The sequence below is a fragment of the Ochrobactrum sp. SSR genome, from assembly GCF_030067775.1.
GTDB classification, from domain to species: Bacteria; Pseudomonadota; Alphaproteobacteria; order Rhizobiales; family Rhizobiaceae; genus Brucella; species Brucella teleogrylli.
Genome location: NZ_CP125970.1, coordinates 884,374 through 910,200 on the forward strand (window position 1 = coordinate 884,374; position 25,827 = coordinate 910,200).

Here is a 25,827-nt window from a genome sequence, read left to right on the forward strand (position 1 = left end):
AGACCATCTGGTTGTTGAGAAATGTAATAAAAATGAGTTGTCATTTCCAACCCTCGCCACCGTGCATTTGACATCTTATTTCTCCAGCTATTCGATTATTAGGACAAGTAACCCATCAACCAGAGCACCAGAATTACAGGGAGGGGTAATCCAATGAGCCAAAGCAATCCGCCCTTCAGCATGTGCAAAATTCTCCATCATTTCATTCCGCGCTCTAACGCTGGAGGACCCTCGATGGTTCCGCTAAAGCTCATGAATTGGGAAGATTTAATCAGCCATTTCGTAGGAGTAGCTATGGCTCTCCCCGACCGCTTATCGCATACCGAAGCAGGCCGCGCCGCACTGCGGGAAAGGGAGTGAGGATGTCAGCGCGAGACTACAAGCGAGTATTTATCGTCATCGCGGCGCTCGTAGCCATATTCCTCGCCTACCAGCAGATTCCGCAAATTTACATCGGAGAGCGCGCCCAAGGCAGCTACGAGGGCGGAAGCGCGTCCAACGAGGACGTTTCGAAAGCCATACGGGAAGCGCAAGAGGCGGCAGAAAAAGCAGGGCATGTCGCATCGCAGGAAGGTGAGTAAGGATGACGGCTTACACCTTTGCTGACACCGAACGATGGTTGGACGCCATAGCCGGTGTAATTGCCTGCTTCCCAGAAACGGAACACAATCTATTGCCACTTTAAGAGCGTGTGGAAGGCATGCAGCGCAATCTCACTGCGAACGATAATATTCGCGACCGCATCAAATCACGGCTGCGTCGAACGGCAGCGTGAATTTTTCCATCTGTTCTTTCCGCCATTCCAAGGAACCGCCCGTGCCATATCGCGGGCGATCAACTGTATGGCCCATCAACATCCGGCGCAACTCATCGTCTAAGCCAGCCTCTTTCATGCGATCCTCGAATGAGTGGCGAAGCGAATAGACGGTATAGCCAGCACCCTTCGGAAACAGCTCGTTGTCCTTGAAATATTTATTCAGCGTCGCTGATAGTGTGTCTTCCTTGTTTTTGTAACGAGGGAAGCCATTCCTATGCTTCTTAAAAACCTCATGCGCTATACCGACTAAAGGCAGCTTGCGAACAGACGAAGCAGTTTTAATCTCGCGCGGATCTGCAGCGTCTTTTCGGGGCGCAATCAGGATATGCGGAACCTTGTCGGCCAGGAATATGTGCTCGGCCGTAATGTTGCAAAGTTCGCTTGGTCGACAGCCCGTCTCGATCATGGCCAGGACTATACCACGAGCCTCTTCGTTTAAGCTGACGAGGGGCCCATAGGTCAGGAACTTCCCTTTGATGATATCCGTCGGGATCGGTGGGCGTGACTTTTCGACCTTCTCTGCAAAGCTCAAATCGCGGAAAGGGTTTGGCCGATCCCTATCGCCCATGTGCTTGAAATACTCAGCAAAGAGAACGCGCATCCCGCCCATCATGCGGTTGCCCATGCTGGCCGATATCGGCTGCTTCCCTTTGGCTGGCTTCGTTATCATTTGCAGCCAAACCTTATAGAATTTCTGGGCGTCCTCGCGCGTTATGTCCGCGATAGCCTTATCTGAAACAATCTTCACAAAATGATCGATCGCCCGCTGCTTATGCGCACGCCAACGCTTTTTCTGAATTTCGCTCTTACCCGTCAATTCGTCGGGAGTTATCTCATCAAAATAGATTTTCAGGGCTTGCGTCACGGACACCGACGGGGTGCTTGCCGCGCCCACCATCGCCGCATCTTCAACCGGATTGCCAGTTACGTGGTTTAGTCGGGCCGCTAGCGCGTCATCCGTAAACGAAAGCAGCCTGTCGGCTGGCACATATGAAATTCCGATGGCTTCTGCGCGCTTAATGGCGGCATCATAAAGTGCCCTTGCCTTATCGCCATCAGCCCCAGCCTTCAGCATCGCCCATAACGCGTCGTCAGCAGATTCGTATTCGTTGCGCTTCGTCATAGCCCGAGCGAGATCGTTTGTTTTCAGGCTTATGCGGATGATGGGAGCGCGACTATCCTTGTCTGCAACAGACGTGGGAACGCGGCGAACATACTGATAAACGCCGTCGCGGTTTTTCAGATATCGGTGTGGATCAGTTTTGATACGATAGCCAGCCATATAGGCATGATAACATAGTGTGACACACATTGTAGCGCATTTTGTAGCACAGTTTGTATCACAAAACGGTACGTTTAAGATCGAACCAACAATAAAAAATCCGCCTAAGCGGTTGATATTGTTACACAATTTTTGTTGAATGGCTGAAAGTAATGGTACGGTCGGTTGGAGTTGAACCAACGACCTCAGGAGCCACAATCCTGCGCTCTAACCAACTGAGCTACGACCGCGTACCTTTGCCGGGATAAGCGCCTCAGCGCCGCCGACAGGGGGTCACATACGGAGAATCGATCCATATTGCAAGCGATTATAGCGCTCTTTTTTTCAGAAATTCCCAATTGTCGGATTCAATGTCCAATGCCACCGATAATCTAGACAGACTGGTAACCATCGCGGCTGGCTGGCTGTGAACAACCGGATTATTGACCGCAACCTGTAAAATTGCCTTTCCGGCATTAACTAATGAAACAGAAAATCGGGCTCATACCGTATGGAAATATGGACCCGCGGCCTCAGTGAGCTTATTAACAGGCGGTTAATGGCTACGACGGGGCGGTCGAAAGAACAGATAAGGACCGGTATGTCTGGATCATACCCATTCATCGATATTGCCGCGCTGGATACTATCCGCGAGGGCTTTGCCAAGGGCGATGCGCAGATCGTGCTGACGCGCGACCTGTCGGCTGTGCTTTGGGTGAACGGTGCCGGAGCCCGGCTGTTCGGCTTTGACCGTATCGAGGATATGATCGGCAGCGCCATTGATCTGCCCGTCTCAACACGCCGGCAGATTGCAGCCGCCAGCGACGATAACAGCGCTGAACCCCGCTCCGTGTCCGTGCGTCTTGGCGGTGGCCTGCGTTCGGAACTGACGCGTCTCTGGATATCCCATATTGTCCTGCCCGATGGCGTGGCCGGTCTTGCGATGACCACCAGCGGCACATCGAGCGACGCGGAAGACATCATTGCCGGTCTGAGCGATGACGACACCCATGTCGCGCTGATCGATGCCGACTGCAAGGTCATTGCCGCAAGCCCGCGCTTCGCCGCGCTCGATATTTCCGCCGGAACGCTTGAAGATCTGGTCGTGGAAGTCGCCGATGCGGCTGACCGCATCGTCAAGCGCCGCATCCGCGCTGGCCGCCAGTCGGTTCCGGGCGCCATTGCCCGGCTGATCGACGCACCCGCTCTGCATCTTCTGTGCATCGTTGCTGAAGCCCCGGCGCAGGCCGTGGCGAAGCCAGCTGCCCAGCAGCCTGAAGGCGCGGAAGAAATTCTTGAAGAGATGCTCCCTGAACAGGAAACAACCCTTCGGGAAGAGCCGGTCGCCGAACCCGCAGTCGAAACGCCAAAGCCACAGGGCTTCCAGTTCGACCGGGATGCGCCGCCTGCCCGCTTCATCTGGAAAACCAGCGCCGACGCTGTGTTCAGCGAAATTTCGCCGGAGTTCGGCATAACCGTCGGCCCCAACGCGGCTGATGTCACCGGACGCCGTTTCAGCGATGTCGCCAATGTGTTCGGCTTCGATCATGATGGCAGCATTGCTTCGCTGCTCAACAAACGCGACACCTGGTCGGGCAAGCGGCTGATGTGGCCGGTCGAAGGCACCAATCTGCGCGTGCCGGTGGAACTGGCCGCTTTACCGGTCTATTCCCGTGATCGCGTGTTCATCGGTTTTCGCGGTTTTGGTCTCGTGCGGCCTGACGAAGCGGTGGAAGACCCGGAAGAAATCGGCCTCGCTCTGGCCGGAGGCATTCCGCAAAAGCGCAAACCGGAAATTCAGGATGCCATCAACGCCGATGCTCCCGATGACGACGTGCTGGCGCTGACCGAAGAAATCGCCAATGACGATCATCCCGGTGATATTCTGCCGAAGCCGCCGCTCAATATTGCGCCGACAGCCGGTCGTCGCGATTCCGACAAGGTGATCAACCTTCTGAATGCGGCTGCACAGGAAAAGGTGGCCGCCGATCAGGCGAAGCTCCTGAAAGTCAGGGAACGCGAACAGCGTCCCGAAGGCGGGCTGACCAAGACCGAGCGCAATGCGTTCCGCGAAATCGCCGATCGCCTGCGCAAACAGGGACTTTCCAGCACACAGAGCGAGGCGCCTGCCGTTGAGACGCAAGACGTGGCGGCGGAAACGACGCCGGTTCCACCGGTTGCAGATATCCCCCTTGCACAGGTCGAAGAGCCGCAGGCGGATCATGCCGCGCATGAACCGGCTGCCATCGACGAGACAGCCCTTTTGGCCAATCTGCCGGTTCCGGTCATCATTCATTCCGGCGATGAAGTGCATTACGTCAATCAGGCCCTGCTGGACCTGACCGGCTATGACGCCATTGAAGACATTCGCCATGCGGGCGGCGTGGAAGCGCTGTTCAACAGCGAGAGCGACGACAATGCGCCCCGCCAGGGCATGGTGTTGCGTCGTGCCGATGGCAGCGAGCAGCCGGTCGATGCGCATCTCAATGCGATTGCTTGGCAGGACGGTCGCGCCCTGTTGCTGAGCCTCATGCCGGTTGCAGAAACCCCAGCCGCGCCAGCACCTGTCGAGGCAACCGTGCCGCAATCCGTCACGGACGACGAAGAAAAGCAGGCGCTGGAAGCCCATGTGGATGAGTTGAAAACCATCCTCGACACGGCAACCGACGGCGTGGTGCTGATCGACCCGGAAGGGCGCATCCGGTCGATGAACCATTCGGCATCCGCACTTTTCGGCTATGACCGCGACGAGACGGAAGGCAAGTTCTTCTCTATGCTGTTCGCCATTGAAAGCCAGCGCGCCGCGATGGATTATCTGAGCGGACTTTCGGGCAATGGCGTGCTGAGCGTGCTCAATGACGGACGCGAAGTGATCGGTCGTGAAGCCAAAGGCGGCTTCATCCCGCTCTTCATGACCATTGGCAAGCTGCCGCAGAAGCGTGGTTTCTGCGCCGTGCTGCGCGATATCACGCAGTGGAAGCGCACCGAGGAAGAACTGACCAATGCGCGCAAGGAGGCCGAACGCGCCTCCAACCAGAAGACCGATTTTCTGGCGCGCATCAGCCATGAAATCCGCACGCCGCTCAACGCCATTATCGGTTTTTCCGAACTGATGGCCGACGAGAAATTCGGCCCCATCGGCAATGACCGCTATCGCGATTACCTGCGGGATATCAACCGCTCGGGCAATCATGTGCTGGCGCTCGTCAACGACCTGCTGGATATTTCCAAGATCGAAGCCGGTGCGCTGGAAATGCAGTTTGAAGCGGTGTCGCTCAACGATGCGATTGCCGAGGCGATTGCGCTGATGCAGCCGCAGGCGAACCGCGAGCGCATCATCATCCGCTCCAGTTTCCAGTCCAATCTACCCGACATCGTCGCCGATGCGCGTTCGATCAAGCAGGTGGCGCTCAATCTCCTGTCCAATGCGGTGCGGTTTACCGCGCCCGGTGGTCAGGTGATCGTTTCGACCAGCTATGAGATGAATGGCGACGTGGCCATGCGGGTGCGCGACACCGGTATCGGCATGACCAAGTCTGAAGTCGAACAGGCATTGAAGCCGTTCCGTCAGGTGAACGCTTCGCAGCGCCGCCAAAGCGAGCAGTCGCGCGACTGGCGCAATGAGGGCACCGGCCTTGGCCTGCCGCTCACCAAGGCGATGGTCGAAGCCAACCGCGCCCAGTTCGCTATCGACTCGACGCCTGGACGCGGCACTGTTGTGGAAATCCTTTTCCCGCCAACAAGGGTTCTGGCTGACTAATCAGTCTCAGCATAACCAGACCAAAAAAAAGCGCCGGATAAAACCGGCGCTACGAGAAACTCAGAGACAAAGACACAATAGCAACTTGCAAGAGGATGCCGGAAACGGCGGCTCGATCATCACCCGTTGTGTTAATGCTTTTTCACACGATGCCAGTTAATGCGGTCTTAATTTCATCGTTCCAAATTTACGCATTGGTAGCCACTGTAAAATCAGGGTTAAATTTCCGCACACAATTGATTAACCATAGCGCGTTGTCAGCAAAATTGTGACACGCTTTTGCGTCAGGAACTGCGCGAAAACAATTTGAGCGATTCCCTTGAAGGAAGAACCGTTCTAAACCGAATCTGCGAAGGCGGCTTTGCTTTGTGATTTCGCTCGTTTAAACGATAGTAAGGGGAATTAGGGATCGGATGGTTGATGCGCTGGCCTAAATTCGCACGCCTTGTCATCGCGCTCGTCATTCTTTGTGCCGCGGCAGCAGCGACCTTGCTGGCCGTGGTGCCTTTCATCGTCTCGACCGACGCAATCCGCGTGCGTGTGGCGCAGGAAATAAGCGCCTGGACCGGCTATAGTGTCGAATTGCGCGAAGCCCCGCGCCTCAAAGTGTTCCCCATGCTGCGCGCTTCGCTGAACGGCGTCACCTTGAGCAAGATGACGGATCAGGGCCAGAAACCCTTCATGAGCGCTGCCCGCATCGATGTGGAACTGTCGCCGCTCGATGCGATCATGGGGCATATCTCCTTTTCGGAAACGCAGATCGTGCGCCCGCATGTCAATCTTGATGGGCCGGTTTCCAATTTCCCTGCCTTGCTCGATGCCATTGCCAATTCCAACGGTCGGCTTGGCACGGCCATCCGCGCCCAGCGCGCCTTGCAACAGCGCGGCACGAACAACGACACGCAGGCCACCGAACAGGCATCGCAGCCTTTTGGCCGTGTGGTGGTGCGCGATGGCACGGTTTCGTTTCCGCGTGCCGAAAACGGCGCAGACACCGCGAAAGACGAACAGCTGACCAATGTGAACATGACGCTGGAATGGCCCCAGACGTCGAGCGCAGCGACCTTGCGCGGCAGCGGCAAATGGCGCAACGAAGAATCGCAATTCAGCATCACGGCAGCGCAGGCTTTGCCGCTTCTGGCAGGCGGCACGTCCGACGTAACGGCGAGCCTCACGGCCAATCCGCTGAGCCTGACCTTTCAGGGCAAGGCCAATATTTCGGAAGACCGCTTCTTCGAAGGGGACCTCAGCGCCAAGACGCCGTCCTTGAGCGGCGCGGTGCGGTGGCTGAGCCTGCCGCCGATTGCCGGCAGCTCGGAAGTCGGGGCTTTCTCGCTGGAATCCACCATCACCGCCACGCCAAAGCGCTGGAAATTTGCCGATGTGAACATGACCGCCGGTGACAGCCTCGCCAAAGGCGTGATCGAGATCGGCCTCGAACAGGAACAGCCCGCCGTCACGGGCACACTCGCCTTCGACAAGCTGGACCTGCGCAGCCTTTTTGCCGCTTTCGTGCCCTTGCCGGATACAACCGCGCGCGCGCCGAATGATCGCGGCAATGTCGACACCATCAATACCAGCTTCTTCGACCGCTCCGAATTCGACCTGCGCCTTTCCGCCCAGAATGCTACGGCAGGCCCTGTGGCGCTGACGGGTGTTGCGGCGGCGATCCAGATTCGCGGTGGCCGCGCAATTTTCGACATTGGCGACGCCAAAGCGTTCAATGGCACCTTGCAGACGAATGTGCAGATCGTGCGCGATCTCAAGAGCGCCACGGGCGAATTGCGGTTCAACGCCAGCGATATTGAAAGCACACAGTTTCTCACCGCGCTTGGTTTCGAAAAGCCGTTCATCAGCGGCAAGGGCAATGTTTCGCTGTTCATGAAGGGGCCGGTCAATCGCTGGTCCAGCCTGCTTTCCGGCGCGCAGGGCAATGTATCCGTGCAGTTGAACAACGGTCAGATGCAGGGATTTGCCGTTCAGGATTTTCTGACCAAGGCTGAGAGCGAGCGCTTCTTCGCGCTGGAACGGAAAGATAATGTTGCGCTGGCCTTCAACCGGCTCGACCTCAAGGCCAATCTTTCCGAAGGCGTGGCATCGCTGGAAAGCGCGCGCCTCGACACATCGGATGGCACGCTCAATCTGGCGGGCATCGTGCCTTTCGTGGATCGCAGTCTTGCGCTGAGCGGCGAAGTCATCTTCCCCAACAGCCAGCCGGAAACGCCGCAACAGCAACCGCAGGCAGGAACGGAAGGCCAGCCAGCGCCCGCGCCAGCTGAAAACGCCACGCCCGCCAAGCCGCCGCTGCATTTCTTTGTCGGCGGTTCCTGGGACCGGCCTTTCATTTCCCCGTCCTCAATGGGATCGGCGGGATCGGGCGGATCGGGGCAATAAAGCCCCTTCCCCCCTGTTTAAGACATACGGAATGCCGCCTGCTCATCGCGGCGGCGCTGCACTTCGCGGCGCTTGTTGACGATGGATGCGACGATGACACCTGTGGTCACCAGCCCAATCAGGATGGTGCAGATCGCGTTGATTTCCGGGGTCACGCCAAGGCGCACCTGGCTGTAAATCTTCATCGGCAGGGTGGTTGCGCCCGGCCCTGACGTGAAGCTCGCGATCACCAGATCGTCGAGCGACAGGGTGAAAGCCAGCATCCAGCCGGACACCACGGCAGGCAGGATCACCGGCAGGGTGACCTTCATGAAGGTTGTAACTGGCGGCGCACCAAGATCCATCGCCGCTTCCTCCAGCGAACGGTCAAAGCTCACCAGACGCGACTGCACCACGACGGCGACGAAACACATGGCAAATGTGATATGCGCCAGCGTGACCGTCCAGAAACCGCGGTCGAAATTCATCGCCACGAAAAGCAGCAGAAGCGACAGACCAGTGATGACATCTGGCATGACCAGCGGCGCATAGACCATGCCGGAAAACAGGATGCGACCGCGAAAGCGGGTATAGCGCGTCAGCGCCAGTGCCGCGAGCGTGCCCAGCACGGTTGCAATCGTTGCCGACAGGAAGGCGACGCGGATCGTCACCCATGCCGCATCCATCAGCGCCTGATTGCGGAACAGTTCCCCATACCACTTGGTCGAGAAGCCTGCCCAGACGGTCACCAGCCGGGATCCGTTGAAGGAATAGATGACCAGCAGCACGATGGGCAGATAGAGGAAGGCGAAGCCGACAACCACCGATGCGATATTGAAACGGGACCAGTTGTTGTTCATCGCTTATTTCCCCTTTTCCTGCTGGCGCGCCTGCACCTGCTGGAAGATCACAATCGGCACGATCAGCAGGATCAACAATACCACCGCCACAGCGGACGACACTGGCCAGTCGCGATTGGAGAAGAACTCGCTCCAGATCGTCTTGCCGATCATCAAGGTCTGCGATCCGCCCAGAAGATCGGGGATCACGAACTCGCCGACAGCCGGGATGAAGACAAGGAAGCAGCCCGCCAGAACACCGGCCAGCGACAGCGGAAAAGTGATTTTCCAGAAGGCGGCAAACGGCGTGCAGCCCAGGTCCTGCGCCGCTTCGATCAGCGAATAATCCATCTTTTCGAGTGACGAATAGATCGGCAGCACCATGAAGGGCAGATAGGAATAGACGATGCCGATAAAGACCGCCGTATCTGTGTTCAAAATGTTGAGCGGCGTATCGATCACGTTGAGCCACGTCAGGAACTGGTTCAGCAAACCTTCCGGCTTCAGAATCCCGATCCACGCATAGACGCGGATCAGGAACGAGGTCCAGAACGGCAGGATCACCAGCATCAGCAACGTCGGGCGGATCGTCGTCGGCGCGCGCGCAATGCCATAGGCCATCGGATAGGCCAAAAGCAGCGTGAGGAAGGTCGAAATGGCTGCGATGCGGACGCTCGACAGATAGGCCTTGTAGTAAAGCGGATCGTCGAGCAGCCAGAAATAGTTATCGAAGGAGAGTTGCTTGATCTTCTCCCAGTTCGCCGCAAAGCCCTGCGTCAGATCGAAAGTCGGCATATAGGCCGGGATCGCCATCGCGACTTCCGACAGGGAAATCTTAAAGACGATGAAGAACGGGACGAGAAAGAAAACCAGCAGCCAGAAATAGGGCACCGTGATGACGAGGCGGCTGGCAATGGAAGCGATCAGCTTCTGCATGGTCTTGCCCTCCTCAGGCGGTCAGCACCAGACCGGCATCGGTATCGAAAGAGACCCAGACGCGCTCGTCATAGGTCAGCGGATTTTCCGTCTTGCGGACCGCGTTGAGGCTCGCGGCCTTGATGGTGCGGCCATTGTCGAGGCGGACGTGGAAAACCGTCATGTCGCCGAAATAGGCGATATCCCAAAGCTCGCCCTCGACGGCGTTGACCGCAGCCTCTTCCGGCTTGCTGCGCGAGATGCGGGTCTTTTCCGGGCGCACCGCATACCAGACCTTCTGGCCGGGATTGAGCTCCTCGCGGGTTTCGGTCTGGATATGGAAGCCGAATTTTTCGGTGGCGATTTCCGCCTCGCCATTGGCGGCCTTCACGACTTCACCTTCGATGATATTCACATTGCCGATGAAGTCGGCCACGAATTTGGAACGCGGCGCTTCATAGACTTCCGCTGGCGTCGCCACCTGCTTGATGCGGCCCTTGTCCATGACCGCGATACGGTCGGACATGGTCATGGCTTCTTCCTGATCGTGGGTCACGACCATGAAGGTCATGCCGAGCTTGACCTGCAAATCCATCAGTTCGAACTGGGTTTCCTCGCGCAGCTTCTTGTCGAGCGCGCCAAGCGGCTCGTCGAGCAGCAGCACCTTGGGGCGCTTGGCGACGGAGCGGGCGAGCGCGACGCGCTGGCGCTGGCCGCCCGACAGTTGATGCGGCTTGCGCTTGCCATATTGCTCCAGCTTCACCAGCTTGAGCATTTCGGCAACGCGCGCATCGATTTCAGATTTCGCCATGCCGTCCTGCTTGAGGCCGAAGGCGATATTGTTCTCCACCGTCATATGCGGAAACAGCGCATAGGACTGGAACATCATGTTGACCGGGCGTTTATAAGGCGGAATGCCGCGCATGTCCTGACCGTCCAGCGTGATGCGACCCGATGTCGGCTCCTCAAAGCCTGCCAGCATGCGCATCAGCGTGGTCTTGCCGCAGCCGGAAGCACCCAACAGCGCAAAGAATTCGCGATTGAAAACATTCAGCGACAGATCATCGACGGCAGTGAAATCGCCGAAGATTTTTGTCACATTCGCGAAAGAAATATAGGGCTTGGCCGCCGGATCGTTCCAGGGTGCAAATTTGCGGCGAAAGCTGCCAAAAGATTCCATTCCGTTCCCCTATCGATCTAGCCGTGCCCGATGTTTCGTCAGGTTTTACAAGACGTAGAGCGGCTCTCTGTCCAACAGTGAGCCGCTCTTCACAATGTCATGCCCAAGGGCATTCCGGGATCACACCCCGACTTAGAGCGGCTCCGGTTAAAACGGAATCGGGCAACCGCTCTATCTATTTATTTTTACGCATTATCCTACGCAAAACCGCTACGCACTTTTGCTGGAAATGCTCTAGCGTTCGATTATTACTGGCCTGTGACGATCTTGGTCCAGGCACGGGTAACGACGCGCTGGGTCTTGGTGTCGTAAGGCGTCGGCACGAACAGCTTCTTCATGACGTCGTCCGTCGGATAAATCGCCGGATCTTCAAGGATTTCCTTGTCGATGAATTCCTGCGACGCCTTGTTGCCGTTGGCGTAAAACACATAGTTCGAAGCCTTGGCCGCCACTTCCGGACGCATGATGTAATTCATGAATTCCAGCGCTTCCGGCACGTGCTTGGCGTCAGCCGGGATCGCCATCTGGTCGAACCACATCAAAGCGCCTTCCTTCGGGATCGAGTAACCGATCTCGACGCCCTGATTGGCCTTCTCGGCGCGGTCACGCGCCTGGAAAATATCGCCCGAATAGCCAATCGCCATGCAGATATCGCCATTGGCCAGCGCATTGATATATTCCGACGAATGGAACTTGCGGATATTCGGACGGATCTTCAGATAAAGGTCCTGCGCCTTCTGCAGATCGTCCGGCGACGGCGAATTCGGATCGAGACCGAGATAATTCAGGGCCGGACGCAGCATTTCGCTGGCGGAATCCAGCAGATAAATGCCGCAATCCTTCAGCTTGGCCGACTTTTCGGGGTCAAACAGCACATCCCAAGAATCGATGGTATCCGTGCCGAGCGCTTCCTTGATCTTGGCCTTGTTGTAGCCGATGCCGGTCGTGCCCCACATATAATTGACCGAGTATTCGTTGCCCGGATCGTAGGTGGCAGCGCGGGTGGAGATTTCATCCCACATGTTCTTGAGGTTCGGCAGCTTGTCCTTGTCGAGCTTCAGGAACACGCCAGCTGGAATCTGACGACCCAGGAATTCGCCCGACGGGACAACGAGATCGTAACCGCTGCCACCAGCCAGAAGCTTGGTTTCGAGGATTTCGTTGGAATCATAGACGTCGTAGACGACCTTGATCCCGGTTTCCTTGGTGAAATCCTTCAGGATGGAATCGTCGATATAATCCGACCAGTTATAGATATTGACCACCCGCTCCTGCGCGCTGGCGGAGAATGTGGCGGCGGCGACAACGCTCGTCACGACGGTTGTGGCCAGAAGGAAGGATTTGATCCCCATTTTTTGCTCCATTCTACACGCTCATTTCCGGTGCAGGTACAGGTTTGGATATACTATTCCTTGATTGCACTTTTTTAGATTGCACCGGTTTCGTCAACCGCCTGCGGCCATCACGAACATAAAAAATGCACTCGTGTTTTTATGGTCACTGAAAGTCGAATGCCGAAAGCCCCGCCACCATCTCGTCCAGCCCCAGCGGACGCGTCAGCGGCGGCTCGGCGCGGGTCACGCAGCCTTGCCGCTCGCACAAACGGCAGGCGGGGCCGATCCCTGTATTGCCAGCCTTGGCGATAGCTCCGCCGTAAACGGTTTCCTCCCCCGCATCGAGCGCGCAGCCAAGCAGGATCGCGGTGCGGCGCGGGCGCTCATTAAATGCGCCTTGCGGCCCTTCGAGCGTACGGGCAATGGTCAGGAATGCCGTCCCGTCTGGCAGTTCCGCCGGTTCGACCAGCACCTGCCCCGCCTGCGCAAAAGCCGCATAGACCGGCAGTTTGGGGCACTGGCCGCCAAACCGCGCCGGAAACCCCTCGGCGCCTGCAACGCGCAGCCGATTGCCGGCATGGTCGATTTCCATCACGAAGAAGGGCAGCGCGCTCGCCCCCTGCCGCTGCAAGGTCGTCAGCCGGCTCGCCGCCTGCTGGAACGAAACGCCAAATCGCGAGCGCAGCGCATCGACATCATAGCGCATCCGCACGCTAGCATCGCGAAACTGGCGATAGGGCATCATCAGCGCCTGCGCGGCATAGCGCGCCAGCTCGAACCGGGCGATGCGCTTTGCTTCACCGGAAGACAGTTTCAGCCCTTCGGTCTCTGCGCCGATCACCACCTGCATACGGATCAGCGCCGCCTCCATGGCGATTTCCTGCAACTGATCGAAAGGCGACAGACGCTCCGAAATGAACAGGCGTTGCGAATGGCGGTCATAGCGCCTGCGCCAATTGGGCATGGTAGCGACAGGCAATGTGCGCACCGTGATGCCATGCTCACGCCGCAGCCAATCCTTCAAAGCTGCCGACAGATCGCCATCCGGCTTCAACAACGCGAAAAAACTTTCCGCCTCTTCCTCGATACGCGGATAATGATTGGGCCGTCGCGCCATCACATCGCGCACTTCATCCAGCGGCAGGCGCGTGGCGGAAAGCTGCGCAGCGCTCCCCTCATGCGACAGCAATTGCGAGAGATCGGACAGGCGCTGCTGTTGTTCGCGATAGGCGCGATAAAGCTTCATTATACCCACAGCTGCGTTGGGGGCCGCCTCGCCAATCTCCACCAGTTCCTGATCGCCCGGCAATTCGCCGGTCAAAAGCGGATCGGAAAACACTTCCTTCAGTCCGGTGATCGTCGCGCCGCTTTCTGCCTGCAAACTATCGAGATCGAGCTTGTAAACACTGGCGAGCTTCAACAACAGCTGCACCGTCAAGGGCCGCTGGTTGCGCTCGATCAGGTTGAGATAGGACGGTGAAATGCCGAGCGCTTCGGCCATAGCCGTCTGCGTCAGGGACCGCTCGTTGCGAATACGCCTGATGCGCGGTCCGGCAAAAATCTTGCGTTCGCTCAACTCCGTCCTCCCAAACCCGCAACGGCGACTTTTACAATTCATGACAAAATAGCCGTAAATTCTACTTTTGACAATCTTTACAAATTTACAGAGCCAGTCCGTCAAAGTTCCGACAGCTTAACTTCAATTATCAGGCGTATTTGCTGCTTTTTCTAGCGTCCCACCGACTGCGAATGTAAATTCAGTCACAGAAAGAGCAGCGACCAACCGCTCTTGAAAAACCAGTGATAAGTGTGAGGAGACACCGAAATGACAGATTTTTACAGCCTTATTCCTTCGGCGCCCAAGGGTCGTTTCGACGGTATCGAACGTGCGCATACGGCCGAAGATGTAAAAAAGGCTGCGCGGTTCGGTGGAGATCAAGTATTCGCTGGCTGAAATGGGCGCGAACCGCCTCTGGAAGCTGATCCATGAGGAAGATTTCGTCAACGCGCTGGGCGCGCTTTCCGGCAATCAGGCAATGCAGATGGTTCGCGCCGGACTGAAGGCGATCTACCTCTCCGGCTGGCAGGTTGCGGCGGATGCCAACACGGCCTCGGCCATGTATCCGGACCAGTCTCTCTACCCGGCCAATGCGGCCCCGGAACTGGCCAAGCGCATCAACAAGACCTTGCAGCGCGCCGACCAGATCGAAACCGCCGAAGGCAAGGGACTTTCGGTCGACACCTGGTTTGCCCCGATCGTCGCCGATGCCGAAGCAGGCTTTGGCGGACCACTGAACGCTTTTGAAATCATGAAAGCTTTCATCGAGGCCGGCGCAGCAGGCGTGCATTATGAAGACCAGCTCGCTTCGGAAAAGAAGTGCGGCCATCTTGGCGGCAAGGTTTTGATCCCGACGGCAGCGCATATCCGTAACCTCAACGCGGCGCGCCTTGCGGCAGATGTGATGGGCACGGCCACGCTGGTCATCGCCCGCACGGATGCGGAAGCTGCCAAGCTTCTGACCTCGGACATCGACGAGCGCGACAAGCCTTTTGTCGATTACGATGCGGGCCGCACGGCGGAAGGCTTCTATCAGGTGAAGAACGGCATCGAGCCATGTATCGCCCGTGCGATTGCCTATGCGCCTTATTGCGATCTGATCTGGATGGAAACATCCAAGCCGGATCTCGAACAGGCTCGCCGCTTCGCGGAAGCCGTGCACAAGGTGCATCCGGGCAAGAAGCTCGCCTATAACTGCTCGCCGTCGTTCAACTGGAAGAAGAACCTCGACGACGCCACGATTGCCAAGTTCCAGCGCGAGCTGGGCGCGATGGGCTACAAGTTCCAGTTCATCACGCTGGCCGGTTTCCACCAGCTCAACTTCGGCATGTTCGAACTGGCACGCGGCTACAAGGACCGGCAGATGGCAGCCTATTCCGAACTGCAACAGGCGGAATTCGCAGCCGAAGCCAACGGCTACACCGCGACCAAGCATCAGCGCGAAGTCGGCACCGGCTATTTCGATGCCGTGTCGCTTGCAATCACCGGCGGCCAGTCTTCGACCACCGCCATGAAGGAATCAACTGAAACAGCACAGTTCAGACCGGCTGCTGAGTAACACCGGCCATAAAACAGGAGGAACAGTTCCATGAATTCGCCAGCACGCGTCAAGGAAAGAGCAGAAGAACAATCGTCAAGCATGACCACGGATCAGCAGACCGTTATCCGCATGCTCGCCAACGATCTGCATCGCCTCAACTACACCGTCATGAAGGCGGTCGAGGCAGGCGTCTCGGTGGAACTGGTCCGCTCCGCCCGGCATCATGGTGGCGACGGTAACTGGGGTGATCTCTTGATCCCCGTCATCGTCACCCACGAAAAATGATGACGATCCTGACAATCGCCGTCGCCACCATGTTCTTTTATTTTGTGTGCCTTCGGCAACACGGGAATGGCGGCGGTAACTGGGGCGATCTCTTGATCCCCGTCATCGTCACTCACGAAAAATGATGACGATCCTGACAATCGCCGTCGCCACCATAACTATTCTTCATGCCGGTGGCGGCGGCAGCAATCCCACCCCGGCCAACGCCTTCAAAAGGCTTTGACCGGCTCTCTGCCCCATGCCTTCCTTGCCTGAACTCCACCCCGGCTGCCCCCTCCAGCCGGGGATTTTTTTGCACCGGAAAAGAAAAACAGGCAGCCGACAGACGCTATTTCAATAAATACAGCATTTATCGAAATTTGAATAATTGTGAATATAAATTTAATTCTATATTGGATATCGAAGTAAAATAAATTATGTGTTTTCAATAAAATCGCAATATAGCGAAAAGGAGAAAAATATGCGTAAGTATATCTTCATTCTTTCAATTGTTTCAAGCGCTTTAATTGCCGAAACAAACTATTCCGCCGCCGCTGCAATGACTGCAGATATGCGCCCGGATCAAGCGGTGCGCGGCCTTATCAACGATTTGTTTTGCTTCTACGAGAAGGGATTTCTCCATCTCGAATGCTGGTATTCATAAACGCAAGTGGCACCCAATAAGCATAAGGATATTCCTATGAATTCACTTCTCATATTTCTGGCGACGGCGCTTATAGCACTGGCATTCGGGCAAAAATATTCGTTTGTTAAAGATGCGAATGCTAACGCGTTAAAAGCGCAGCAAGTATCGAACCCAAATTCCGCAGATCTCAAGCTTCCCATATGCGTTGATAGCCGAGAGTTATGCTCGCCCCGCAAATCGGGACTATAAAGAGGTCGATTGTCTGCGGGTAGCGCATGAACGTCCTCCGCCAACGCCTCCCGCAGATTTTTCTTTATTCTATCCCATATCAGTCAGACGACATGCTGACGCTCGCGAAGGGAAGAACACCGGGCGTTCCAGACAGCGCCACAGATTTACGCAGAAATTTCAGGCCGCACTCAATCGTTATTGACGCCGTGCTTTTTTGACAAAGCATGCCAATAAGATCAATTTCAAACGAATATGAAATATCTTGCAAAAAAAATAATTCATTATTGGAATGTATAAATCGAAAAACATTGTGCTTAACTCTAGATGCATTAATTAACATTTAATTTTAAAATTAACATTAGGATCTATATTATGAAGAAATATTTTGTATACACGACACTTGCACTTGCAACCATGGCTGCTACTGCTGGGCAATCTTATGCAAGCCCTCTTCAGGATTCTCAGAGCCAGCTTTCCGCGGACGGCCAGGCCAAGAGCATTATTTGCATCGTAACACCTTTCGGCAAGTGGTGCCCATTTAAGTAAGAACTCACAGATGGAGCTTGGGCATCAGCCCAAGCTTCTCGCGTCAGCAGGTAATTGCCAGGATGCGGAAGGTCCGGCGGATTACCTGTTCCCAAGGCTCCACGCAGCTTGGTCTCAATGGTAACGGCAATCGCATCAGCCCCTCATCACCCGGGCGTCAAGGACAGAACAGTTGCGGTCCGGTGCTCCTGCATGCTCCTGTCTTTTCTGACCGTAGAAAGCCGCAACGATCCTGATCATTCTGGGCATTCAACACCGCCCGGATCACGCAGGATAAAATGTCCGTCCAGTCCATCATCGATAGCGTCGCATTGAAGACCGGCATCGACTCTGCGGTCGCCGAACGCGTTGCGGGGATCATGTTCTCCGTCGTGCAACATGAGAGGCCAGACCTTGCGGCGCGCCTGTTCGACAAAATCCCGGGCGCGGCGGAATTGGCAAACGCCAATGATGTCATGGCACGAAGCACCGAAGGCGGATTGCTCAGCTGGGTCGCCAACGCAGCCGGCAGTGTTGCGGGCGAGAGAATCGGCGCATTGCTGAAGGGGCTCGCCGCGCTGAAAGCAATCGGTCTGACCATGGAGCAGATCAGGCAGGTCGGCTTGCATGCCCTCAGTCACATTCGGGAACTGGACGACCTCCTCGCGGACGAGATCAAAGAGCATTTTCGGAAATTGAAGGCGCGGTTCGGCCTTTAAGACCACCACAACCCTGCCAGCCAGACCCGTTTTCCGGCTCCCAAAAAAGCCTGCTGGCCCCATTTGTCAACCACAGCCGACGCAGCTATCATGCACCCATCGAAATCATTTTCTGGTGATGGATGTCTGCTGATACGACGGAAAAGAAGGTTACGCGTGCGCCGCGTCGCCGTACGCCTGCCTATGTCAAATCCCTGCGTGGGGTGAAGAACTGGAAGCAGGCAACCGAATGGCTGGCCTGGCGGGATATCGAAGACATCGAATGCATCACCCCCGATCAGGCGGGGGTTGCGCGCGGCAAGATGATGCCGTCCAAGAAGTTCACGTCCAACACATCGCTGGCCCTGCCGTCCGCCGTTTTCATGACGACGATTTCCGGCGATTACCCGGAAGACGGCTACGGCTTCCACTATCCCGAAGACGATGGCGATCTCAGACTGTTGCCCGACCTCTCCACCCTGTCGGCGGTTCCGTGGGATCTGACCCGACGGCGCAGGTAATCTGCGATCTGGTCTATCAGGACGGACGCTTGGTCGAATTCACCCCGCGCAACGTGCTGCGCAATGTCGTCGCCGCATACAACAAGCGCGGGTTGAAGCCGGTTGTTGCGCCGGAAATCGAATTCTATCTGGTGCGCAAAAACCCCGACCCGGATTATCCGCTGACCCCGCCGGTCGGTCGCTCGGGCCGCGCCATTGGCGGCGGACAGGGCTATTCGATTGCGGGCGTCAACGAGTTCGACGAACTGATCGACGATATCTACCATTTCTCCGAGGGTCAGGGTCTGGAGATCGACACGCTGATCCACGAAGAAGGCGCCGGTCAGCTGGAAATCAACCTGCGCCATGGCGATCCTGTCGAACTGGCCGATCAGGTTTTCATGTTCAAGCGCACGATCCGCGAGGCGGCGCTCAAGCACGACATGTATGCCACCTTCATGGCCAAGCCCATTCAGGGCCAGCCGGGCTCGGCGATGCATATCCACCAGTCGATCGTCGACAAGAAAACAGGCCGCAACATTTTCACCAACGAAGACGGTAGCGAAAGCGAAGCCTTCCGCCACTTCATCGGCGGCATGCAGCGCCATGTGCCGAATGCTCTGGTGATGTTCGCGCCCTATGTAAATTCCTATCGCCGCCTGACGCCGGACGCTTCCGCGCCGGTCAACGTTAAATGGGGCTATGACAACCGCACCACGGCCTTCCGCGTGCCGCGCTCAGACCCCAATGCGCGCCGCGTGGAAAACCGCATCCCCTCCTCCGACGCCAATCCCTATCTTGCGCTGGCAGCTTCGCTTGCCTGCGGCCTGATCGGTCTCGTCAACAAGATCGAGGCGGAACAGCCCGCCACCACCAGCGTCAACACCAAGGAAGTGGAACTGCCGCGCGGCCTGATCGACGCCGTGGAACTATTCGAAAAGGACGACGAATTGCGCAATCTGATCGGCAGTTCCTTCGTCACGACCTATGCCGCCATCAAGCGCGCCGAGTTCGAAACCTTCATGGAAGTCATCAGCCCGTGGGAACGCGAGTTCCTGTTGCTTAATGTGTAGGTTAGGGGAGTAGGGGAGTAGGGGAGTAGGGGAGTAGGGGAGTAGGGGAGTAGAAAATATGCGGGGGGCATAGATATGGCAATCAATTCTTATCGCGATATTCTTGCGTGGCAGCAGGCAATGGAGCTGGTAACGGCAATCTATAAATCGACGGAGATGTGGCCAAAAGAAGAGGTCTATGGGCTGACAAGTCAGGTGCGTCGCGCAGCAGTATCAATTCCGGCGAATATAGCGGAAGGTTACGGGCGGGATACACGTGGCGCCTACCAGAACTTTTTGCGTATCGCGCAAGGTTCGTTGAAAGAAGTGGAAACCCATATACTGATTGCTGAGAGATTGGGATTCATCAAACAAGACACTATCGATCCGATCATGGCGAAGAGTGAGAGTATTGGAAAATTACTTAGGCTTCTCATTCGCAAGCTATCGGACGGCTAACACACTCCCTTATTCCCTTATTCCCTTACTCCCCTATTCCCCTACTTCCTTAAAGCGCGGAATCGCCGATGCCCCACCAGTCCCCAATCTCCCCCGGCCTTTCGTGGTACGAAGCGAGCGTGCCCGAGCGGCCAGAATATCCGGAACTTGACGGTTCGCGGCAGGCCGATGTTGTTATCATCGGCGGCGGCTATACGGGGCTTTCGGCTGCTTATCATCTGGCGAAACAGGGCGCAGATGTGGTTCTGATCGAGGCCGAACGCTTCGGCGATGGCGCGTCGGGGCGCAATGGCGGCCAGTTCGGCACCGGTCAGCGCACATGGGCCGAAGATCTTGAAGCCGAATATGGCTTCGAGCGCGCCAAGGCCCTGTTCGATGTGGCCGAAGAAGCGAAAGCCTATCTGCTCGCCTTTGCGAGCGAACATCAGATCGACATGGACTATGTCCCCGGACAGATCTCCGTCGTGCACAAGCCGCGCTATCTCAAGCAATATGAGCGCCATGCGGAACTGATGCAGAGCCGCTTCAGCTATCCGCATTTGCGTTTTGTCACCCGCGATGAAACCGCCTCACTGTTAGGGTCGAGCCGCTATCACGGGGGCGTTTATGATGCGGGCACCGGCCACATCCATCCGCTGAAGCTGCTCATCGGCACGGCCAAGGCGGCGAAAGCGGCGGGTGCGCAGCTTTATGAAAACACCAGGGCAACGGGGATAAGCACGTCCAGCGGGCGTGTGGAAGTCGCGACCACAAAGGGCACAATTGTTGCGAAACATGCCTTCATCGCGGTCAATGCCTATGGCGGGACGCTGGAACCGACCAGCGCATCGCATGTCATGCCGATCCGCTCCTTCATCGGCGCGACGGTGCCGCTGGGCGACGACAGCCCGGTGATACCGGGCGGCGAGTCCGTCGACGATTCCCGCTTTGTGGTCCGCTATTTCCGCCGCTCGAAAGATGGGCGACTGTTGTTCGGCGGTCGCGAAGCCTATACGGCGGATAATCCGCGTGAGATCAGCACGCATATCCGCCGCCAGATCGCTGAAATCTATCCCGCACTCGGCAATGTCGAGATCACCCATGCCTGGGGCGGCTCGGTCGGCATAACCATGCCGCGCCAGCCTTTTGTCCGCGAAGTGATGCCCGGCGTCATATCGGCAGGCGGTTATTCCGGCCATGGGGTGATGCTGGCGAATTTCATGGGCAAGCTTTATGCCGACACCATTTCCGGCAAGCGCGACAAACTGAGACTGTTCGAAGAACTGCGCATTCCCGCCTTCCCCGGCGGGCGCACATTCCGCGCGCCGCTGCTCTTCCTTGCGCTGTCATGGTATGCGCTGATGGATCGGATATGAAATGAAGGCGAGGCGCCATTTGGCGCCTCGCCTTTCTTCGACCTGCATTTTTGCAGACCGCTCCCCTTACACTATTTGCTCCCCGGCCCTCAAAGCCAGACGCTGATAGGTTTCCTCCACCACGTCACGCATCGGCAGAACACCGCTCAGGCACAACAAAGCGCGCATATGCTCGCGTCCGCCCTCATAGCCCATGATCGGCGCGAAGGGCTGCATCACGATGTTCGGCTCGTCGGTATAAAGCTCCTGATATTCCGCAAAGTTCATGAAGCTCTTATAGCTGTCGCCCAGCAGCAGATAGGTCTCCACCGCAGCCCCTTCGGCGAATATCGCTTCATGGCTGTCGAGCAGAATATTGTAGTAGTCGATTGCTTGCTCCATCGGGACACGCGTGATGGAACGCCCGTTGACGAGATCCTTGGCGCGGATCAAAACGCCGTCGATGAAAAGCGCATGGTTGGGCGACAGATAAAGATCGCGTCGCGGCGTCATGCGGTCGAGCGCGTGACGTGCAATGCGGATCGGCATCACGTCCTCGCCCCATTCCGCACCGCCCTTCCTATAGCGCTGCCAGCCGACCCATTTCACCGGCACCACCTTGCAATTGGCGGTCACGACAAGATCGCCAACGGCCAGTTTTTCAACGGCAACGGGTCCGCTCATTGTTTCAACCAGCGTGCCTTTCAAAAGGCAGTTGGTGCCACCGCCGCCGTCACCGCCGCCATCCTCCCACCATTTCGTCCCCAAGGCGCGGGCTGGCGTTGTGAGAGACGACGCCAAAGCGCCAAGCGCAGCGGCCTTTGCGGCAGCAGCGCCCGCCACTCCTAAAAAATGGCGTCGCGCACGATTGCGTGGTGAATGCCTGTTTTGTTGTTCTGTCGACATAAATCCCTCCGCTCCGTCTGTCTGTTTCGACGCATCGCCAGCATCAAGCGCCGCGCGCTTTTGCCGGAAATGCAGTTGAACATCGGCCAGAAAACCAGTGCGGAGTTTTGCAAAGCACGATGCGCAGATTGAAAACCCGAAACGCCGCTCGCCATTACGTGGAAATTCGTCGTTTCGAACGCTTTGCCCCAAGACTACGTTTCTGATCTTAGCCGATCATGCCCCGCTGAATATTCCGGCAAAACGGACGAAACCCTCCATAAACAGGCGTAAAACCTACCTCCAAAGGTGCAGGTTTTTGGCATTTTCCCGTCCGTCTCAAAGCAGTGCGAACTGATCGAGATTAATTCCCATCATCTGAAACATCCGATTCCACTTCTTGTCGAAACGTCAAAAATAATATACCCCCCTATTTTATAGGAGGCCGCGATATGGGCACGCATCATCCGTATGAACGTCAGCTGGAAGCGCGGCACGACCATGTGTTTCTGGGTGACAACCACCGGCGCAACGAGCGGCGCACGTGGATCGTCATCGCCATTACCGCCGCAATGATGGTGATCGAGATCGTTGCCGGGAACCTTTATGGTTCCATGGCGCTGGTTGCCGATGGCTGGCACATGTCCACCCATGCAGCAGCGATGCTCATCGCAGCACTCGCCTATCTCTATGCCCGCAAGCACGCCAACAATCCGCGCTTTACCTTCGGCACCGGCAAGCTCGGCGATCTGGCGGGCTTTGCCAGCGCCATCGTTCTAGCACTGATTGCGCTGCTGATCGGCTGGGAAAGTTTCCTGCGTTTCAGCGCCCCGGTCGCCATCAACTTCCATGAAGCCATTCTGATTGCCTGCCTCGGCCTCGCGGTCAATCTCGTCTGCGCCTGGCTGTTGAAAGACGATCACGCGCATCACCACCACGGACATGACCACGCCCATCACCACGAAAGCGGTCACGACCAGAACTTGCGCGCCGCCTATATTCATGTGCTGGCCGACGCGCTGACTTCGGTGCTGGCGATTGCCGCCCTTCTTCTCGGCAGTCTTTACGGGTGGCTCTGGCTCGATCCGGCCATTGGCATTGTCGGTGCCTTGGTGATTGCGCGCTGGTCCTGGGGCCTTATTCGCGATGCGGGCGCGACGCTTCTCGATTACATCCCTGAAGGCGAGGACCTCCCCGAAGAGATCAGTGAAATCATTGAGAAGGAAGGCGGCGAAATCGCCGATCTGCATGTCTGGCAGCTTGGGCCGGGCCATCACGGCGCCATCGTGTCGATTGTCACGGCCACGCCAAAGGCGCCGTCCTATTACCGCAAGAAGCTTGCAGCGATCCACGATTTGTCGCATGTGACGGTGGAGGTGGAAGTCCGCCTCGCCTGACATATCGCAAAATCAGGAGTCCCCATGACCCATACCCTCCGCGAAAAGCAGAAGCTTATCAACCGCGTGCGCCGCATTCGCGGGCAGCTTGAAGGTGTGGAGCGGATGCTTGAGGAGGAAAAGGGCTGCTCTGAAGTCATGCAGGTGATTGCCGGTGTGCGCGGCGCGGTGAACGGGCTGATGGCCGAGGTGATCGAGGATCATATTCTCATGCATGTCGCCGATGGTGATCTGCCGCAGAAGGAGCGCGACGAAGGCGCTGGCGAACTTGTGGACGTGGTTCGCGCCTATCTCAAATAATGTGAGCACAGCGCTCATATTTCATCAACCCGTGCTATCAGACACATAATCCTTCGACAGATTCGGATTTTCTGCATGGCGACAGGTTCAGCCTCCACCGACAAGACGCACGCAATCCCCTCAACCGTGTGGGTTCTGGGCGTTGTCAGCCTGTTGATGGATATCTCATCCGAAATGGTGCAGACGCTGCTGCCGCTTTATCTGGTGGCGGGATTGGGCGCATCCGCGATGACGATCGGCTTTATCGAAGGCCTGTCGGTTGCCATCGCCACGGTGACCAAGCTCTTTTCCGGCGTGATATCCGACTGGACTGGCCGCAGAAAGCCGCTCGCGGTGGCAGGCTATGGTCTCGCCGCCCTCTCCAAGCTGATCTTTCCGCTTGCCACCACGGCTGGCGGCATCGTCACCGCCAAAGCCATCGACCGCGTTGGCAAGGGCATACGTGGCACACCACGCGACGCCCTGATTGCCGATGTGACGCCGCCGGAAATTCGCGGCGCGGCCTTTGGCCTGCGCAAGTCACTCGATACGGTTGGCGGCTTTGTCGGTCCGCTTGTCGCTATCGGCCTGATGGTGGCGACAGGCGGCAATATTGTCGCGATCTTCTGGATTGCCGTTATCCCGGCCTTCCTTGCGGTTGCGCTTTTGATCGTCGGTATTCGCGAGCCGGAAACACCCCCTGCCCGCTCTAAAGGCTTGCCCCGTTTTGCCGATACGGGAAAACTGAACACCGCCGTCTGGATCGTCATCGCCGTCGCGTCGGTCCTGACGCTTGCCCGGTTCAGCGAAGCATTTCTGCTGCTCAAGGCGCAGGAAGCCGGTTTTACCGCCGCTTGGGTGCCAATCACCATGGTCGTCATGCATGCCGTCTATGGGCTGACCGCCTATCCCGTCGGCAGCCTGTCGGACCGGATGGGCCGCAAGGGCCTGCTCGCCGCAAGCCTCGGCTTTCTCGTTGCCGCCGATCTGGTGATCGCTCATTCAACGACGATCTATCCGTTTCTGGCGGGTATTGTCCTGTGGGGCCTGCATATGGGCTTTTCACAAGGCATTCTGGCGACGCTTATCGCCGATACCGCACCCCCGCATCTCAAAGGCACCGCCTTCGGCATCTTCAATGTGATCACCGGCTTTGTCATGCTGGCGGGCAATGTCGGCGCTGGCTGGCTATGGGAAGCCTATGGCTCGTCCTCGACCTTCCTCGCCGGAGCGATCCTTTCGGCCATAGCGCTTGTGAGCCTGCTCGCGCTTCCCGGAACGCCTAAAGCGGCATCGCCGAAGTCTGCTTGACCGTCTGGCTCGGAACGTCGGTCTTCAGGTTCTGCACGCCTTTGATGCGGCTTAGATATTCCGACTGGAAACGCCGATATTCCTCGATATCCGCCGCGACCACGCGGATCATCGCGTCGTAATCGCCCAGCATGAAATAACATTCCAGCACTTGCGGCAGCTTCAATATTTCGCGTGCAAACTCCTGAAGCGTTTCCTCATCCTGCCTGTCCAGCCGGATGCGGGTGAAGAAGGTCAGCCCCTTGCCGATCTTGGCCGGATTAAGCACCGCAACATAGCGGTCGATCACGCCCGCCTCTTCCAGAAGCTTGACCCGCCGCAGACACGGCGACGGCGACAGCCCGACCTCGCGCGCCAGATCATTATTGGCGATGCGCCCGTCGCGTTGCAGCACACGCAATATCCGCTTGTCGATCTCGTCCAGCTTCATTGGCCACCGATTTCATTTACACCCAAACTATTGGCATTTTCTGCCAAATATTAATGCCATACACTAGCTCCCACAAGGCAATTGCTCAAGATACTGATTACATTAGCGAATACTTCCAGACCAGCGCACCGCATGCGCGAATTTCCGGCAAAGGTTATGAAGCGGCCAGTTTGCCGCGCAAAGCCAGAAAGAGATCAAGTGGTTCCAGCAGCTGTGTCTGGACTGGGAACCACGCGGAT

Annotated in this window: 19 protein-coding genes, 1 tRNA gene and 2 pseudogenes; 13 read left to right on the forward strand and 9 right to left on the reverse strand. The window is 57.0% G+C overall.

Features of this window, described 5'->3' with window-relative positions:
- The first annotated feature begins 362 nt into the window (after positions 1-362).
- Positions 363-581, forward strand: a complete 219-nt coding sequence (locus QLQ11_RS15650; protein ID WP_124916080.1) for a hypothetical protein — start codon at positions 363-365, stop codon at positions 579-581.
- A 162-nt stretch (positions 582-743) separates the two neighbouring features.
- Here the strand turns inward: QLQ11_RS15650 and QLQ11_RS15655 are convergent, their stop codons facing one another.
- Positions 744-2,099: a site-specific integrase gene (locus QLQ11_RS15655; protein ID WP_319080784.1), complete on the reverse strand. Its 1,356-nt coding sequence runs from the start codon at positions 2,097-2,099 to the stop codon at positions 744-746.
- A 153-nt stretch (positions 2,100-2,252) separates the two neighbouring features.
- Positions 2,253-2,329, reverse strand: a tRNA-His gene (locus QLQ11_RS15660).
- Positions 2,330-2,679: 350 nt separating this feature from the next.
- Here QLQ11_RS15660 and pdhS point away from each other — a divergent pair.
- Positions 2,680-5,838, forward strand: coding sequence for a cell-division control histidine kinase PdhS (gene pdhS, locus QLQ11_RS15665; RefSeq protein WP_109367050.1), 3,159 nt, complete (start codon positions 2,680-2,682; stop codon positions 5,836-5,838).
- A gap of 420 nt (positions 5,839-6,258) precedes the next feature.
- Complete coding sequence (locus QLQ11_RS15670) at positions 6,259-8,232, forward strand: AsmA family protein (RefSeq protein WP_109367049.1); 1,974 nt, start codon at positions 6,259-6,261, stop codon at positions 8,230-8,232.
- A gap of 17 nt (positions 8,233-8,249) precedes the next feature.
- On the opposite strand, the gene QLQ11_RS15675 is transcribed toward QLQ11_RS15670, so the two are convergent.
- From QLQ11_RS15675 to QLQ11_RS15695, 5 genes are all read right to left on the reverse strand, one after another.
- Complete coding sequence (locus QLQ11_RS15675) at positions 8,250-9,071, reverse strand: ABC transporter permease (RefSeq protein ID WP_371835965.1); 822 nt, start codon at positions 9,069-9,071, stop codon at positions 8,250-8,252.
- 3 nt (positions 9,072-9,074) lie between these two features.
- The gene (locus tag QLQ11_RS15680; protein WP_283736211.1) at positions 9,075-9,986 is read right to left on the reverse strand and encodes an ABC transporter permease subunit; all 912 of its coding nucleotides are present in this window, start codon (positions 9,984-9,986) and stop codon (positions 9,075-9,077) included.
- Between the two features lie 13 nt (positions 9,987-9,999).
- Positions 10,000-11,145, reverse strand: coding sequence for an ABC transporter ATP-binding protein (locus tag QLQ11_RS15685; protein WP_371835966.1), 1,146 nt, complete (start codon positions 11,143-11,145; stop codon positions 10,000-10,002).
- 248 nt (positions 11,146-11,393) lie between these two features.
- Entirely contained in the window at positions 11,394-12,497 is a 1,104-nt protein-coding gene (locus tag QLQ11_RS15690) for a polyamine ABC transporter substrate-binding protein (protein WP_109367045.1), read from the reverse strand.
- Between the two features lie 145 nt (positions 12,498-12,642).
- Positions 12,643-14,055 carry a short-chain fatty acyl-CoA regulator family protein gene (locus QLQ11_RS15695; RefSeq protein WP_109367044.1) on the reverse strand — a complete coding sequence of 471 codons (1,413 nt, stop codon included), beginning with the start codon at positions 14,053-14,055 and terminating at the stop codon, positions 12,643-12,645.
- A 249-nt stretch (positions 14,056-14,304) separates the two neighbouring features.
- On the opposite strand from QLQ11_RS15695, the pseudogene aceA reads away from it, so the two are divergent.
- The 7 genes and pseudogenes from aceA (at position 14,305) to QLQ11_RS15730 (ending at position 21,307) form a co-directional block, all read left to right on the forward strand.
- A pseudogene (aceA, locus tag QLQ11_RS15700) lies at positions 14,305-15,595 on the forward strand (isocitrate lyase).
- Positions 15,596-15,625: 30 nt separating this feature from the next.
- A complete protein-coding gene (locus QLQ11_RS15705; RefSeq protein WP_006473055.1) occupies positions 15,626-15,862 on the forward strand; it encodes a hypothetical protein in 237 nt (78 codons plus the stop codon).
- 460 nt (positions 15,863-16,322) lie between these two features.
- The gene (locus QLQ11_RS15710; RefSeq protein ID WP_109367042.1) at positions 16,323-16,505 is read left to right on the forward strand and encodes a hypothetical protein; all 183 of its coding nucleotides are present in this window, start codon (positions 16,323-16,325) and stop codon (positions 16,503-16,505) included.
- Between the two features lie 1,037 nt (positions 16,506-17,542).
- Positions 17,543-17,962 carry a hypothetical protein gene (locus tag QLQ11_RS15715; RefSeq protein WP_109367041.1) on the forward strand — a complete coding sequence of 140 codons (420 nt, stop codon included), beginning with the start codon at positions 17,543-17,545 and terminating at the stop codon, positions 17,960-17,962.
- 122 nt (positions 17,963-18,084) lie between these two features.
- A pseudogene (locus tag QLQ11_RS15720) lies at positions 18,085-19,514 on the forward strand (glutamine synthetase family protein).
- Between the two features lie 75 nt (positions 19,515-19,589).
- On the forward strand, positions 19,590-19,952 hold the full coding sequence (locus tag QLQ11_RS15725) for a four helix bundle protein (protein WP_109367039.1): 363 nt from the start codon (positions 19,590-19,592) through the stop codon (positions 19,950-19,952).
- Positions 19,953-20,020: 68 nt separating this feature from the next.
- Positions 20,021-21,307 (forward strand): FAD-binding oxidoreductase, encoded by a 1,287-nt coding sequence (locus tag QLQ11_RS15730; protein ID WP_109367038.1) that lies wholly within the window; start codon positions 20,021-20,023, stop codon positions 21,305-21,307.
- Between the two features lie 66 nt (positions 21,308-21,373).
- Here QLQ11_RS15730 and QLQ11_RS15735 read toward each other — a convergent pair whose 3' ends face one another.
- Positions 21,374-22,192 (reverse strand): Hint domain-containing protein, encoded by an 819-nt coding sequence (locus tag QLQ11_RS15735; RefSeq protein WP_109367953.1) that lies wholly within the window; start codon positions 22,190-22,192, stop codon positions 21,374-21,376.
- A 431-nt stretch (positions 22,193-22,623) separates the two neighbouring features.
- On the opposite strand from QLQ11_RS15735, the gene dmeF reads away from it, so the two are divergent.
- From dmeF to QLQ11_RS15750, 3 genes are all read left to right on the forward strand, one after another.
- Positions 22,624-23,568 carry a CDF family Co(II)/Ni(II) efflux transporter DmeF gene (dmeF, locus tag QLQ11_RS15740; protein ID WP_109367037.1) on the forward strand — a complete coding sequence of 315 codons (945 nt, stop codon included), beginning with the start codon at positions 22,624-22,626 and terminating at the stop codon, positions 23,566-23,568.
- A gap of 24 nt (positions 23,569-23,592) precedes the next feature.
- Positions 23,593-23,868, forward strand: coding sequence for a metal/formaldehyde-sensitive transcriptional repressor (locus QLQ11_RS15745; protein WP_109367036.1), 276 nt, complete (start codon positions 23,593-23,595; stop codon positions 23,866-23,868).
- A 75-nt stretch (positions 23,869-23,943) separates the two neighbouring features.
- Positions 23,944-25,158 (forward strand): MFS transporter, encoded by a 1,215-nt coding sequence (locus tag QLQ11_RS15750; RefSeq protein WP_121539084.1) that lies wholly within the window; start codon positions 23,944-23,946, stop codon positions 25,156-25,158.
- Here QLQ11_RS15750 and QLQ11_RS15755 read toward each other — a convergent pair.
- Positions 25,130-25,588 (reverse strand): Lrp/AsnC family transcriptional regulator, encoded by a 459-nt coding sequence (locus QLQ11_RS15755; RefSeq protein WP_109367034.1) that lies wholly within the window; start codon positions 25,586-25,588, stop codon positions 25,130-25,132. The genes QLQ11_RS15750 and QLQ11_RS15755 overlap by 29 nt on opposite strands.
- Positions 25,589-25,827: the final 239 nt, after the last annotated feature.